Here is a 13,028-nt window from a genome sequence, read left to right on the forward strand (position 1 = left end):
GAACGAGGCGCGCGCGTTCCAAGGAGTGCTACTGAAGATGAGCGTGAAATACAAGGACTACTACGACATTCTCGGCGTCAAGCGCAGCGCCACCCAGGAAGAGATCTCCAAGGCGTTCAAGAAACTCGCCCGAAAGCATCACCCCGACCTCAACCCCGACGACAAGCAGGCCGAGGAACGCTTCAAGGAGGCCAACGAGGCCTACGAGGTGCTGAAGGACCCCGAAAAACGCAAGCTCTACGATTCGCTGGGGCCCAACTGGCAGCAGGGCCAGGACTTCAGGCCGCCTCCGGGCTACGAGAACGCCCACTTCCAGTTTCGCGGCGGCGGCCCTGGCGGCGCGGGAGCCGACTTCTCGGACTTCTTCGAGTTCCTCTTCGGCGGCGCGGCCCGGGGCGGCAGAAGCGCCGGAGGCCACGCGGGCTTCGAGGACATTTTCGGCCAGATGGGCGGCCGCGCGGGCGGGGGAACCTACTCCGGCGGCCCGCGCTCCAGGCGCGGCAGCGATGTCGAGGCCGTGCTCGATCTGACCCTGGAAGAGGCGTACAAGGGCGGCAAGAAATCCGTCTCGCTCCAGGTGCAGGAGGCAGGCCCGGACGGCATGCCGCGCATGGCCGTGAAGACCCTCTCCATCTCGATCCCGCCCGGCGTGCGCCAGGGGCAGCGCATCCGGCTGGCGGGGCAGGGCAACCCCGGCCTGGGAGGCCCGGCGGGTGACCTCTACCTCAAGGTCAACCTTTTGCCGCATCACCTGTTCGCCGTGGAGGACGTGAACCTCGTCCTCGATCTGCCGCTTGCCCCGTGGGAGGCGGCGCTCGGCGCGACCGTGCGCGTGCCCACGCTCGACGGCGCGGTGGAGATGCGCATTCCCGCAGGCGCGGGCAGCGGTCAGAAGCTTCGCCTGCGCGGCAAGGGCCTTTCGGGGCCGGCCGGGCGCGGCGACCTGTTCGTGCGCGTCATGGTCAAGGCCCCAAAGGCCGAGACGGACGAGGAAAAGGAACTGTGGGAGCGGCTGCGCGGCCTTTCCGGCTTCAACCCCCGCAACTTCTAGGAGCATGCCGTCATGATACGAGGCGATACGAGCATTCCGGCCCGCTCCCGGCTCATTGCGTGGGCGCAGGTCATTGAGATGGCCAGCATCGGCGGCGACCGCATCGCCGAACTCATCGAACTGGGCTGGATCGAACCGGTGCAAAGCGGCCAGGACTATCTTTTCCGGCTCACGGACGTCTATCGCATGAAAAAGCTGAACCGGCTGTGCAACGACATCGGCATGTCCACCATCGCCGGGACCATCGTCGTCGATCTGCTCGATCGCATCGAGCGGCTGCAAAATGAGATCGCCGAACTGCGGCGGCTCGTGTAGCCCGGGAATCTTCACGGAGCGAAAGGAGAATCCATGGATCTGAACAAGTTCACGCAGAAATCCCAGGAGGCCGTGTCCGAGGCCCAGAACGTGGCCGTGCGCTTCGGGCATCAGCAGATCGATGCGCTGCACCTGCTCCTGGCCCTGGTGCAGCAGGAGAACGGCCTGGCCCAGAGCCTTCTGGAGCGGGCGGGCTACAACCCCGCCGCTTACGCCAGGGCGGTGGAGGAGGAGCTTTCGCGTCTGCCCAAGGTCACGGGACCGGGCGCTCAGCCGGGGCAGGTCTTCATCACGCCCCAGTTGCAGGAGGTGCTGGTCGCGGCCGAGCAGATGGCTCGCAAGATGACCGACGAGTACACCTCGGTCGAGCACATCTTCCTTTCCCTGTGCAACCTGCCGCCCAACACGCCGGTGGGCCGCGTGAACAAGACCTTCGGCCTCGACGCGAACAAGCTGCTCGCGGTGCTCACCCAGGTGCGCGGCAGCCAGCGCGTGACCTCGGCCAACCCCGAGGAGACCTACGAGGCGCTGAAGAAATACGGCCGCGACCTGGTGGACGAGGCGCGCAAGGGCAAGCTCGACCCGGTCATCGGCCGCGACGCCGAGATCAGGCGTTGCGTGCGCATCCTCTCGCGCCGCACCAAGAACAACCCCGTGCTCATCGGCGAGGCGGGCGTGGGCAAGACCGCCATCGTCGAGGGGCTGGCCCAGCGCATCCTCAAGGCCGACGTGCCCGAGGGGCTGAAGGACAAGACCATCTTCTCGCTCGATATGGGCGCGCTCATCGCGGGCGCCAAGTACCGGGGCGAGTTCGAGGAGCGGCTGAAGGCCGTGCTCAAGGAGGTGCAGGGCAGCGAGGGCCGCATCATCCTCTTCATCGACGAGATCCACACCATCGTCGGCGCGGGCAAGGCTGAGGGCGCCATGGACGCGGGCAACCTGCTCAAGCCCATGCTCGCGCGCGGCGAGCTGCACTGCATCGGCGCCACGACCATCGACGAATACCGCAAGAACATCGAGAAGGACCCGGCGCTCGAGCGCCGTTTTCAGCCCGTGCTGGTCGAGGAGCCGGGCGTGGAGGACACCATCTCCATCCTGCGCGGCCTGCGCGAACGCTTCGAGGTCCACCACGGCGTGCGCATCGCAGACGCCGCGCTCGTGGAGGCGTCCGTGCTCTCGCACCGCTACATCACGGACCGCCAGTTGCCGGACAAGGCCATCGACCTCATCGACGAGGCCGCGGCCATGATCCGTACCGAGATCGACTCCATGCCCACGGAACTGGACGAGCTCAACCGTCGCGTGCTGCAGCTCGAGATCGAGCGCGAGGCGCTGAAGCGCGAGACCGACGAGAAGTCGCGCGACCGGTTGGACAAGCTCGAAAAGGAACTGGCCGACCAGAAGGAGCAGCGCGACGCCTTGATGCGCCAATGGGAGCGCGAGAAGGCGGGCATCGAAGGCGTGCGCAAGATCAAGGAGGAGATCGAGAAGACCCGGCTCGAAATCGAGGAGGCGGAACGGGCGCTCGACTACAACCGCGCGGCCGAGCTTCGCTACTCCAAGCTGCACGCGCTCGAAAAGCAGCTTGCGGCCGCCGAAGGGTGCGAGGACGAGGGGGCCGAGACCTGTCGCCGCCTGCTCAAGGAGGAGGTCGGGCCGGACGACATCGCCGAGATTATCGCCCGCTGGACCGGCATCCCGGTTTCGCGGCTCATGGAAGGCGAGCGCGAGAAGCTTTTGCGCTTGCCCGACGTGCTGCACGAGCGCGTGGTGGGCCAGGACGAGGCCGTGCAGGCCGTGGCGGACGCGGTATTGCGCGCCCGCGCCGGGCTCAAGGACCCGAAGAGGCCCATCGGCTCGTTCATTTTCCTCGGTCCCACAGGCGTGGGCAAGACCGAGCTGTGCAAGACCCTGGCCGAGGCGCTGTTCGACTCCGAGGACAACATGGTGCGCCTGGACATGAGCGAATACATGGAGAAGCACACCGTGGCCCGGCTCATCGGCGCGCCTCCGGGCTACATCGGCCACGACGAGGGCGGGCAGCTCACCGAGGCCGTGCGCCGCAAGCCGTATGCCGTAGTGCTCTTCGACGAGATCGAGAAGGCGCATCCGGACGTCTTCAACGCGCTTTTGCAGATCCTGGACGACGGCCGCCTGACGGATTCCAAGGGCCGCACCGTGGACTTCAAGAACACAATCATCATCATGACCTCGAACATCGGCTCGCAGTACATGCTCGAAGGCATCACGCCCGAGGGCGACTTCAGAAGCGGCGTGCGCAATCAGGTCATGGCTGAGCTCAGGCGCGGTTTCCGGCCCGAGTTCCTGAACCGCGTGGATGAGACCGTGCTCTTCAAGCCTCTGTTGCCCGAGCAGATCAAGATGATCGTGGGGCTTCAGGTGGAGAGCCTGAAGAAGCGTCTGGCCGAGCGCAAGATCGACCTCGTGCTCTCGGACGAGGCCGTGCGCTTCATCGCCGAGGCGGCCTACGATCCGGTCTACGGCGCGCGGCCGCTCAAGCGCTACGTGGCCATGCACCTGGAGACGCCGCTGGCGCGCAAGATCATCGGCGGCGAGCTTTCGGACGGCCAGAGCGTGACCGTGGGCGCGTCCGAGGACGGCCTGACCTTCTCGGCGGCCTGATCCCGCTTGCCAAACCACCCCGCCATGCGAAACGGCCGGGCTCCCTCGGGACGCCCGGCCGTTTTCATGGTGCGGGCCGCTGAAAAAGCCCCATCTGCTGCGTTGCCGCGAAAAGTTCAAATCCTCGCGTATTCTTTGATACGCGTCGGCCTTGAACTTTCCTTGCGCCTTGCATCTGGAGCTTTTTGACCGGCCTGCGAAGCAGCTTGATAATCTGCGGGCGGATCAAAAAGATCAGCACCCCAGCAGTTCCAGGCCGACGTTTCGGCCCGCGCGGATAAGCGCGCGGTCGCGGGTCGCCAGGGGCAGGCCGCCGCGCATGGCCAGTTCCAGGTAGGCCGCGTCGTAGGACGTGAGGCCGTGCGCCGCGGCCAGGGCCATGGTCTCACCGAAGGCTTGGCGGCCGGTGCCCTCGTCCTCGTGGATCGGGAGGTTGTCGAGCTGTCCAAGAAACGCGCGCGCGTCGGCCAGCGTCAGTCTTCCTTTCCGCGTCGCGCCGAGAAGCACGTTCGCGACCTCCAGCCGCCACAGCGACGGAACCACAATGCCATGTCGCACTGTCCGGGCGAGGAGTTCGTCCGCCGCGGCCGAGGCCTCGTCCTCGAAGCACCAAGCCATGGCCAGCGAGCAATCGGCCACGAAGGCGCTCATTTCCGGCCCTCGTCGCGCAATTCGCGCCAGTCCATGCCCGCGAGGCGGTGCTTCGCCCGCGCGCGGAGCATTGCCTCGGCGGCCCTTTGCGCCTTGGCCACGTCCGGCCCGCCCTCGGGAACGAGCCGGGCCACGGGGGTTCCGTGGCGGGTGATGACCACCTGCTCGCCCTCGGCCACGTCGTCGAGCAGCGCGGAAAGATGCGTCTTGGCCTCGAATGCGCCCACTGTCCGCATGGCGGCCTCCAGTTTAAACCAGTCTGAAACCAGTTTAAACCATGTCCGCACATCCGGCAAGCGCCTCGGTGCAAAACCGCGTGTTTCCGTGGCAGGGCATCCGGAGGGACAAGCGGGATGAGTTTTTCTGCTTCCCGCGCCAACCCCACACCGCCACGCGAAACGGCCGGGCTCCCTCGGGACGCCCGGCCGTTTTCATGGTGTGTTTGCGCATCGCCGGAGCGTGGCAGATGGGGCGGCCTGTCAGGGCGGTCCTTCGCCGCCCTGGATGGCCAGCACGTAGGGCCGGTCCACGATCCACTGCTCCTGCACCGGCCGCAGGGTGGCGAAGCGCTCGCGTAGGCGCTCGAAGTCGCGCGTGCGCAAGACCACGGCGGCCTTTGGGTTGTCCGCCAGGAATTGCTCCAGAACCGCCTCGTCCTTGGTCTCCATGTACAGGCCTTGCGGCGTGAAGGGCCGCAGATAATACTGGTAGATGCCGGGATAGACGTTGAAGGCCGCCGGTGCGAAGCCCGCGCTCGCGTACATGCCCATGGTCTCGGCCTGGGCCTTGGGGCTCATGGCCGGATCGAGCGTGGGGATGGTCAGCCGTCCCACGGGAAAGAGGGTCAGCGTCACGCCCAGGGCCAGGACGAAGGCTGGAAGCTGGCTGTCCATGCCGCGCGCGAGCCACACGGCCCCGGCCGTGGCCGCGAGGCACAAAAACGCCAGCCCCGTGCCGCCTACGGGAATGGGCCAGGGCGAGGCCACCTCGAAGACCGGCACGGCCAGGGCGATGAGGCCCATGACCACGGCCGTGAGTCCCCAGAAGCGGCGGCTCTTCTCCTCGGGCATGTCCATGATGGCCATGGCCACGAGTATGGCCGCGGGCGCGAAGAGCGGCAGCGCGTAGATGACGATCTTGGTGTGCACGGCCGAAAGCAGCACGAACTGCGAGAGGAAGGCGCACCACAAAAATGCCTTGCCCCCGGCCTCGCGCCGCGTGGCCCAGAGGTCCACGAGCTTTTCGACGCTGAACCGCCGCCAGGGCAGGACGAGCAGGATGAGCGTCCAGGGCAGCCAGACGAGCGGCAGCGTGGCCAGGTAGTGCCACCAGGGGTGGTCGTGATGCCAAGAGCGCACGGCCCGCTGGTAGATCTGCTTGTTCAGGATGTTGTCGAGATAGGCCGGGCCTTCGCTTAGGTGCGCGCCCACGGCCCACGCGCCGACGATGGCCACGAGCAGGAAGAGCCCAAAGCCGAAGTCGAGGCGGAAAAGCCGTCGCAGCCGCCCTTGCCAGGCCAGGAAGACGAGGATCGCCAGAAGCGGCAGGCCCACGCCGAACGGCCCCTTGATGAGCGCGGCCACGCCCATGAGCACGAAACCAAGCACCACCAGGAAGCTTCGCGCGTTTTCCTTGACGCCAAGGTAGAGCGCCACCTGCGCGGCCAGGATGAAGGCCGTGAAGAGCACGTCCATGCGTGAATACTGGGCCAAGCCGACAAAATAGAAGGTCGAGAGCAGGATCAGGCCGGCCAGGAGCGTGGCGTCCTTGGAGGCCTCGGCCACGCGCCTAGCCAGCAGGCAGACCGCGAACAGGGCGGCGAGCGTGGACGCGGCGGCCCCGATGAAGAAGGTCGTGGGCGTCGCGCCGCCGGTGAACTGGCCGATGAGCCACAGGAACCAGAAATAGACGGGCGGTTTGTCCGGGTACATGGACCCGTTCAGGTAGAGCACCAGCCAGTGCCCGTCGAGGAGGTTGGCGAAGGCGGCGGCGTAGCGCACCTCGTCGGAGAACCACAGGGCGCGGCCGCCGAACATGGCGAAGGTCTGCACCGCCAAGAGCAGGGCCAGAAAGAGGAACGGCCGCGAGCGGGCCAGTTCCCAGAAGAAGCGCAGCACGTTCATCATGGGGCGGGATATACGCGCTTGGTCCCGGCCCGGCAACCCTCAAGCCTCAGGCGGCCTCGGCGGAACTCGGCGCGAGTGCGGCGTCCATCTCGCGGACCTTGGCCAGGATGCGCGAGAACAGGGCCTTGATGTCCTTGAAGTCCGTGGGCACGTAGCGCGTGCGGGCGCGGATGAGGCCCGAGAGGTCCATGATCTCGTTGAAAAGGTAGGGCGAATAGAGCGGGTCCTGCTTGACGAAGACCTCGACGTCGGCCAGCGCTTGGTTGATATCGCGTTGCCGCTTCTCGACCTTCTTGAAGAGCTTGGCTAGTCTGCGCTCCACGTGCCGCAGGGAGTTGGTCCACATCTGGGAGCGGGCCTCGAAGACGGGCCGGGGCCTGGGCATGTGCGCCCGGCTCAGGGCCGAGCCGAAGGCGCGCAGGGATTCGGGCGGGCAGTCGAGCAGGTTTTTCGCCTCGACGTCGTCCCAGGCCACGGGCGTGGCCCCCCTGATGGGTGAGCCGCCGCCGTACAGGTTGAAGGCGGTGATGGTCGAGCGCGCGAGATCGTCCTCCATGTCGCGCCGCGCGGCCAGAAGCTGCGGAGAGGTTCTGATGGGATTACCGCTCGCGTCCGTGACCATGGTGTTGTAGGTCGCTGCCACCTGGGCCACGTCTCTGCTGCCGTGGTGTCCGGCGGCGTGGGTGGTGTCGCCCGGGCAGGCGAAATCCTGGCCCACGAGCAGCACCCGACGCACGCCCATCCAGTCGAGCAGGCGCAAGAGGGTCACGCCCACGTTGCCGCCCGCGTCCAGGACGAGTTCTCGTCCGCCGAAGACGAAGGTCGAGAGGCCGCCGAGCGTCCACAGGGGGATGGTCGGGCCGGGATAGGCGGCAAGCGCCTTGGGGTCCATCTTGGTCGAGTAGATGAGCGGCACGTCCCTGGCGGCGTCCGCGTCCAGGCGCTTGAAAATCTGGCGCATGCCCGTGGAATAGTCGATGGCCAGGCAGAAGTGCGGCTTGATGCCGTTTTTCTGCAAACTGGGCAGGGCCTGCAGCGAGGATACCTGAAGCGCCCTGGGCGTTCCCTGGAAGTGTTCCGTGAAACGCATGAGCGAGGGACCCGTGCCGAAGAGCACGGCGGAAAGTCCATCGCCCATTCCCTTGAGCGGCATGAGCGAGCCGTCGTTCGCGGCCCGGGCGAAGTTCTTCAGTTCGTTGCCGACCATGGTGTCCTGCTGCAGGCGCAGGGTGGTCATCTCCACGGAGAAGCTCTCCAGGCGCGCCCGACAGCGGTGGATCCAGTGGGCGTACTCCGGTCCGATCTGACGGCTGGGCAGGTCCTCGCGCACGACCACGCGGCCGAACAGGAATTGCAAATCCAGGCCGCGCACCATCTCTTGAAGCTCGCTTTCGAGCGGTGCCACGAAACGCAGCCGCCCGGCGCGGATGAACTCGCGGTAGTCGGTCTGTCCGAGGCAGGCCAGGAGCATTTCGGCGCGCGGTTCGAGCACGAACACCTTGTGCGAGGGAGGGGTGGTCATCAGCACGTGGTTCACGCCGTAGCCCAGGTTGCAGCCGATGAGCACGGTGGCGCTCTGTTCGGCCTTCTCGCCGGGCTGCCAGGCGTTGTAGTAAGCCACGGGCGGCGCTGGCTCGAAAAGGCCCTGGCCGTTTTGCATGCGCCAGTCGAGCGTCCCGTGCTCGTTCTGAAAGATGGACGTCTCAAGGGTCTGCATGTCGTATTCCTGGGACCACAGCCAGGCGTGCAAGCCGGGGGAGGTCTCCTTCAGGACGTCGAGGTTCTCCTTGAGGAACTGGTAGAGCTTCATGGCGTTTTCCCGTGGTCTTTTGGCGTCTTGCGCCGACGTGGGTTTTCCCCTAGACGTTGACGTGCCGCACGACGCGTGTCGATTGCCCGGTCCATGGCCCCTGGAGTCGGATGCCAGGGCCGTTGCCGGATGAACTGCCGTATCAAACGCCGGACTGATTGCATGATCCATTCCAATCCCCTGGAACTCGTAGGACGCACGCCGCTCGTGCGCATGCGGCGCATCAACCCCGCGCCCGGCGTCGGTCTTTTGGCGAAGGTCGAGGCCAAAAGCATCGGCGGCTCCATCAAGGATCGCGTGGCCCTGGCCATGATCGAGGCGGCCGAGGCCTCGGGCGAGCTGACCCCGGACAAGACGGTCATCGAGGCCACCAGCGGCAACACGGGCATCGGTCTGGCCATGGTCTGCGCCGTGAAGGGCTACAAGCTCATGCTGCTCATGCCCGAGTCGGCCAGCGAGGAGCGCAAGCGCATTATGCGCGCCTACGGGGCCACGCTGCGTCTCACGCCCGGCCACATGGGCACGGACGGGGCCATCGAGGAGGCCTATCGCCTGGCTCGGGAGCATCCCGAAACCTACGTGCTCATGGACCAGTTCAACAATCCGGCGAGCATCGCGGCGCATTACCACGGCACGGCCAGGGAGATATGGGAGGACACCGACGGCCGCGTGACGCACGTCGTGGCCACCCTGGGCACCACGGGCACGGCCATGGGGCTTTGCAAGCGGCTGCGCGAGTTCAACCCGGCCATCCGGATCATCGCCGTGGAGCCACGGCCAGGGCATCGCATCCAGGGCCTGAAAAACATGCAGGAGTCCTATCCGCCGGGCATCTGGGACAAGCATGTGCCCGACGAGGTGGCCACCGTGGCGGACGACGAGGCCTTCGCCATGGCCCGTCGCATGGCCCGCGAGGAGGGGCTGCTTGTGGGCATGAGCAGTGGCGCGGCCGCGGCCGTGGCCGCGCGTCTGGCCGAAAGCCTCGCCCGGGAGGGCAGGACCGGCAGCCTCGTGGTCTTCATCTGCCCCGACAGCGGCGAGCGCTATCTTTCCACCACCCTCTTCGCCACGGCCGAGCGCACGGGACCCGCGCTCTTCGACATCTCCTCCGGCGCGGCACAGGTGCTGCCCGCAGGGCAGGGGGGCCTTGGCATCTTCACGCCCGGGCCGTCGCTCGACGCGCTTTGCGACGCCGAGTCCTGGCGGCGCATCGTCACGGCCGACGCGCTGTGCCGGGCTGTGGCCGCGCGCGGCGGCAAGGCCACGGCCGTGGTGCCGCTGGCCGACATGGACGACCGCGCCCTTTCGGCCGCGCGTCAGGCTGGATTGTCCCGCGCCGCCTTTGCCGAGGAGTCGCTTGGGCGGGTGCGCGAGCAGGCCGCGCGGCTCGGCGTGGGCGAGCAGGTGCGTTTCGTCCTGGCTTCCGCGTCCATGGATCGCGCCCTTGGCCTGACCACGGCCTTGCTCGGCCGGGGGCTGGCCTACGAGAAGCTTCGCAGCGTCTATTTCGACGTCACGCGCGAGCGCGATTACGGCCGCACCGCGCATGCCGACACCACGGGCCTGAAGATCGGCCATACCGTGGATCTCGCGGCCTACGCCAAGGACAACCCCCTGGACTTCACCTTGCTCAAGCGCGCTTCCCTGGCCGATCTGAAGGCCGGAGAGGTCTTGGACACGCAGTGGGGCAAGGTGCGGCCGAGTTGGTTCTTGCAGCTTGCGGCCGCGGCCGTGGAAAACCTGCCCTCCGTGGATGTGGTCCTGGCCGCCGAGGCGCACCGCTTCCCGCATCTGGAGAATTTCGCGGCCATTTTCGGCCGCGCGGCCGGGATGCGGCCGTCGGTCTGGGCCGTGGCCGGGCCTGTGTGCGGTCGCGAGGAGTGCGGCGAGACCTCCCAGGGGCTGCCCGAATTGTCCGGCGAGGCCGACCCGCGCGACCTGCGCGTCTGGCTACTCTCGACCTCCTACCGCAAGGCGCTGACCACCGCGCCGCAAGGCTTGGCCATGTGGCGGCGCAACCGGGGCAAGGCGCAGGACCTCTACGCGGCCCTGCATCTTGCCGCGCAGTCTCCGGGCAAAGGCGCGGCCAGCGGCCTGCCCGGCGATGTGGGCGACGAGGCGGCCGCGCTTCGGGCCGCGTTTTCCGCCGCCATGGAGGACGATCTTTCATTGCATCGCTTCTGGCCCGCGTTCTCCGCCTTCATCAAGGCGGTCAACGGCCGCTTGGCGGCGGGTGGCATCGGCGCTGGCGCGGAGAGGGCGCTTGCCGCGCTCGAAGAGGTGGACGCCGTGCTCGGCATCCTCGACCGCGAGGCCGTGCCCCTGGCCGAGGGCGCATGGTCGCCGGAGGTCCGCGCCATCGTTCGCGAGCGCGAGGAGGCCCGGGCCGCAAAGGATTTCGCCCTCGCCGACGGACTGCGCGAGCGCCTGTGTGATCACGGCTTCCGCCTGGAAGACACGCCGCTTGGGCCGAGGCTTTTCAGGGCGAACGCCCGGCAGCCCGGCTGAACAGCCGCACGCCGTTCATCCCCGTGGAATAATGAAAAGGCCCCTGGTCCATCGGACCAGGGGCCTTCAATGTTCGGGGCGGGGTGGGCCGTCCGGCTCACGTCCCTGTGGCCGCGCTCTTGCCGCTTGCGCGGCGGCGCACGGTGACGAACTTGCGCGGATCGATGCGGTACTTCTTCACCTTGTAGTTCACGATGCGGTAGCTGACGCGCAGGTCGCGCGCGGCCTGGAGCATGTTGCCCTTGGCCTTCTTCAGCGCGTCCACCAGGATCTCCTGCTCGAACTTGGCCACGGCCTCGCCAAAGGAGAGGTCCATGTCCGTGGCCGAGGACTCCGAGGTCTGAAGGCTCGGCGGCAGGTGGTAGGAGCGGATGACCTCCTCGTCGCAAATCAGGGTCGCGCGCTCCATGCAGTTGCGAAGCTCGCGCACGTTTCCTGGCCAGTGGTACTGCGTGAGCATGTCGATGGCCGGGGTGGAGATGCGCCGGATGGTCTTTTGGTATTCCTTGCAGAACAGGTCGAGGAAGTGCTCGACCAGGGGCAGGATGTCCTCCCGCCGCTCCCGAAGGGGCGGAATGAAGATCGGGAAGACATTGATGCGGTAGTAGAGGTCCTCGCGGAAGCGGCCGTCGCGCAGCAGTTCCTCCAGCGGACGGTGCGTGGCCGTGACCAGACGCACGTCCACGTTGATGGTCTGCTCGCTGCCCAGGCGCTGGATCTCCTTCTCTTGGATGGCCCGCAGCACCTTGGCCTGGGCTTCCAGCGAGAGTTCGCCGATTTCGTCCAGGAACAGCGTGCCCTTGTTGGCCTGCTCGAACATGCCCTTCTTTTGGGCCACCGCGCCGGTGAAGGCGCCTTTCTCGTGGCCGAAGAGTTCGGATTCAATGAGTTCCGAGGGCAGGGCCGCGCAGTTGAGCTTGACGAGCGGGGCCTGGGCGCGGGGGCTTGCGGCGTGAATGGCCTCGGCCAGAAGCTCCTTGCCCGTGCCGGATTCGCCGCGCAGCAGCACCGTGGCGCGCGAGTTGGCCACTTGGCTGATCTGCTGTAGTACCACGCGCATGGATTTGGAGGAGACGACGATGTTGGGCATCATGAAGGTCGTTTCTTCGCCGCTCAGGGCCTGGGCCGATATCTGGCGCTGCTGCAGGGCCATCTCCTCCTGGAGCAGCGCCGCTTGCTTGGCGATCAGCCCGGCCACGACCTCCAGGAACTGGCGGTGCTCCTCCAGGATGTCGCGGGGCAGGGCGGGCAGGTCCACGGAGAGGGTGCCCAGGACCTCGATCTCGCGCGTATCCGGCGTGACGTTGGTCACGGGAACGCAGATGAAGGCCAGCGAGGACAATTCTTCTGGCGGACGGCCGAAGGCCCGGTTCAGGAACTCGGGATGGTCCTTCATGCGGGGCACCACGAGGCTCGAACCGGACTCGAAGACCTGGCCGATGACGCCCTGGCCGGGGGTGTAGGTGGCTTGGCTGATCTTGGGCTGGGTGTGGGTCAAACCGATTTTCAAAGTCCCCGTCTCCTGGTCGAAGATGGCCAGGAAGGCGCGCTTGTAGCCCATGTTCTCGGCCAGGACCCGCAGCAGAGACTTCATGCTCGGCTGCAGGGCGTTTCCCGGACCGATCTCGGCCAGCACCCGTTTCAGGGTGCCCATGACCACCTGGGAATTGAGCGAGGAGAGGGTGTTTTCCATGAGGAATCAGGCTGCCTTGGCCTCGCACAGGGCGCGCGCGCCCAATTCGATGGCCTTGAGGTTTATATCGTGTAGTTTCGGGGACATGCTGGTGCGGATGGTCTCGGCCAGGCGCGACAGGCCGAAGGGCAGGCGGTCGGCCGCGCACAGCGCGCCGAGCAGGACCATGTTCGCGGCCTGGGGCGCTCCGGCCTCGCGGCCGAGCGAAAGGATCGGCAGGAAGTAGGCCTC

General features: G+C 66.9%; 10 protein-coding genes. 4 read left to right on the top strand and 6 right to left on the bottom strand.

The window, feature by feature from the left end; translation table 11 throughout:
* The first annotated feature begins 37 nt into the window (after nucleotides 1–37).
* From DSAT_RS04990 to clpB, 3 genes are read left to right on the top strand one after another with little or no spacing between them, the layout of a single operon-like run.
* The gene (locus tag DSAT_RS04990) at nucleotides 38–1,051 is read left to right on the top strand and encodes a DnaJ C-terminal domain-containing protein (protein WP_020886502.1); all 1,014 of its coding nucleotides are present in this window, start codon (nucleotides 38–40) and stop codon (nucleotides 1,049–1,051) included.
* Between the two features lie 12 nt (nucleotides 1,052–1,063).
* A complete protein-coding gene (locus DSAT_RS04995) occupies nucleotides 1,064–1,366 on the top strand; it encodes a chaperone modulator CbpM (protein ID WP_020886503.1) in 303 nt (100 codons plus the stop codon).
* A gap of 33 nt (nucleotides 1,367–1,399) precedes the next feature.
* Complete coding sequence (gene clpB, locus DSAT_RS05000) at nucleotides 1,400–4,009, top strand: ATP-dependent chaperone ClpB (RefSeq protein WP_020886504.1); 2,610 nt, start codon at nucleotides 1,400–1,402, stop codon at nucleotides 4,007–4,009.
* A 234-nt stretch (nucleotides 4,010–4,243) separates the two neighbouring features.
* On the opposite strand, the gene DSAT_RS05005 is transcribed toward clpB, so the two are convergent.
* From DSAT_RS05005 to DSAT_RS05020, 4 genes are all read right to left on the bottom strand, one after another.
* Nucleotides 4,244–4,660, bottom strand: a complete 417-nt coding sequence (locus DSAT_RS05005; RefSeq protein ID WP_020886505.1) for a type II toxin-antitoxin system VapC family toxin — start codon at nucleotides 4,658–4,660, stop codon at nucleotides 4,244–4,246.
* Nucleotides 4,657–4,896: a type II toxin-antitoxin system Phd/YefM family antitoxin gene (locus tag DSAT_RS05010; protein WP_020886506.1), complete on the bottom strand. Its 240-nt coding sequence runs from the start codon at nucleotides 4,894–4,896 to the stop codon at nucleotides 4,657–4,659. Before DSAT_RS05010 ends, DSAT_RS05005 begins: the two co-directional genes overlap by 4 nt.
* A gap of 243 nt (nucleotides 4,897–5,139) precedes the next feature.
* Nucleotides 5,140–6,786: a glycosyltransferase family 39 protein gene (locus DSAT_RS05015; protein ID WP_020886507.1), complete on the bottom strand. Its 1,647-nt coding sequence runs from the start codon at nucleotides 6,784–6,786 to the stop codon at nucleotides 5,140–5,142.
* Between the two features lie 46 nt (nucleotides 6,787–6,832).
* Nucleotides 6,833–8,596, bottom strand: a complete 1,764-nt coding sequence (locus tag DSAT_RS05020) for a motility associated factor glycosyltransferase family protein (protein WP_020886508.1) — start codon at nucleotides 8,594–8,596, stop codon at nucleotides 6,833–6,835.
* 162 nt (nucleotides 8,597–8,758) lie between these two features.
* On the opposite strand from DSAT_RS05020, the gene DSAT_RS05025 reads away from it, so the two are divergent.
* Nucleotides 8,759–11,104: a cysteine synthase gene (locus DSAT_RS05025; RefSeq protein ID WP_020886509.1), complete on the top strand. Its 2,346-nt coding sequence runs from the start codon at nucleotides 8,759–8,761 to the stop codon at nucleotides 11,102–11,104.
* A 97-nt stretch (nucleotides 11,105–11,201) separates the two neighbouring features.
* Here the strand turns inward: DSAT_RS05025 and DSAT_RS05030 are convergent, their stop codons facing one another.
* Both DSAT_RS05030 and DSAT_RS05035 read right to left on the bottom strand, forming a co-directional pair.
* On the bottom strand, nucleotides 11,202–12,797 hold the full coding sequence (locus tag DSAT_RS05030) for a sigma-54-dependent Fis family transcriptional regulator (RefSeq protein WP_020886510.1): 1,596 nt from the start codon (nucleotides 12,795–12,797) through the stop codon (nucleotides 11,202–11,204).
* Between the two features lie 6 nt (nucleotides 12,798–12,803).
* The coding region (locus DSAT_RS05035) for a 2-oxoacid:acceptor oxidoreductase family protein (RefSeq protein ID WP_020886511.1) at nucleotides 12,804–13,028 on the bottom strand (225 nt) is incomplete at its 5' end.

The organism is Alkalidesulfovibrio alkalitolerans DSM 16529 (assembly GCF_000422245.1).
In the GTDB taxonomy this organism is placed as follows: Bacteria; Desulfobacterota; Desulfovibrionia; order Desulfovibrionales; family Desulfovibrionaceae; genus Alkalidesulfovibrio; species Alkalidesulfovibrio alkalitolerans.

Bases quoted from the DNA above. Each gene is read 5' to 3' on its own strand.
- DSAT_RS04990 (WP_020886502.1), top strand. From the start codon at position 38: ATGAGCGTGAAATACAAGGACTACTACGACATTCTCGGCGTCAAGCGC.
- DSAT_RS04995 (WP_020886503.1), top strand. From the start codon at position 1,064: ATGATACGAGGCGATACGAGCATTCCGGCCCGCTCCCGGCTCATTGCG.
- clpB (WP_020886504.1), top strand. From the start codon at position 1,400: ATGGATCTGAACAAGTTCACGCAGAAATCCCAGGAGGCCGTGTCCGAG.
- DSAT_RS05005 (WP_020886505.1), bottom strand. From the start codon at position 4,660: ATGAGCGCCTTCGTGGCCGATTGCTCGCTGGCCATGGCTTGGTGCTTC.
- DSAT_RS05010 (WP_020886506.1), bottom strand. From the start codon at position 4,896: ATGCGGACAGTGGGCGCATTCGAGGCCAAGACGCATCTTTCCGCGCTG.
- DSAT_RS05015 (WP_020886507.1), bottom strand. From the start codon at position 6,786: ATGATGAACGTGCTGCGCTTCTTCTGGGAACTGGCCCGCTCGCGGCCG.
- DSAT_RS05020 (WP_020886508.1), bottom strand. From the start codon at position 8,596: ATGAAGCTCTACCAGTTCCTCAAGGAGAACCTCGACGTCCTGAAGGAG.
- DSAT_RS05025 (WP_020886509.1), top strand. From the start codon at position 8,759: ATGATCCATTCCAATCCCCTGGAACTCGTAGGACGCACGCCGCTCGTG.
- DSAT_RS05030 (WP_020886510.1), bottom strand. From the start codon at position 12,797: ATGGAAAACACCCTCTCCTCGCTCAATTCCCAGGTGGTCATGGGCACC.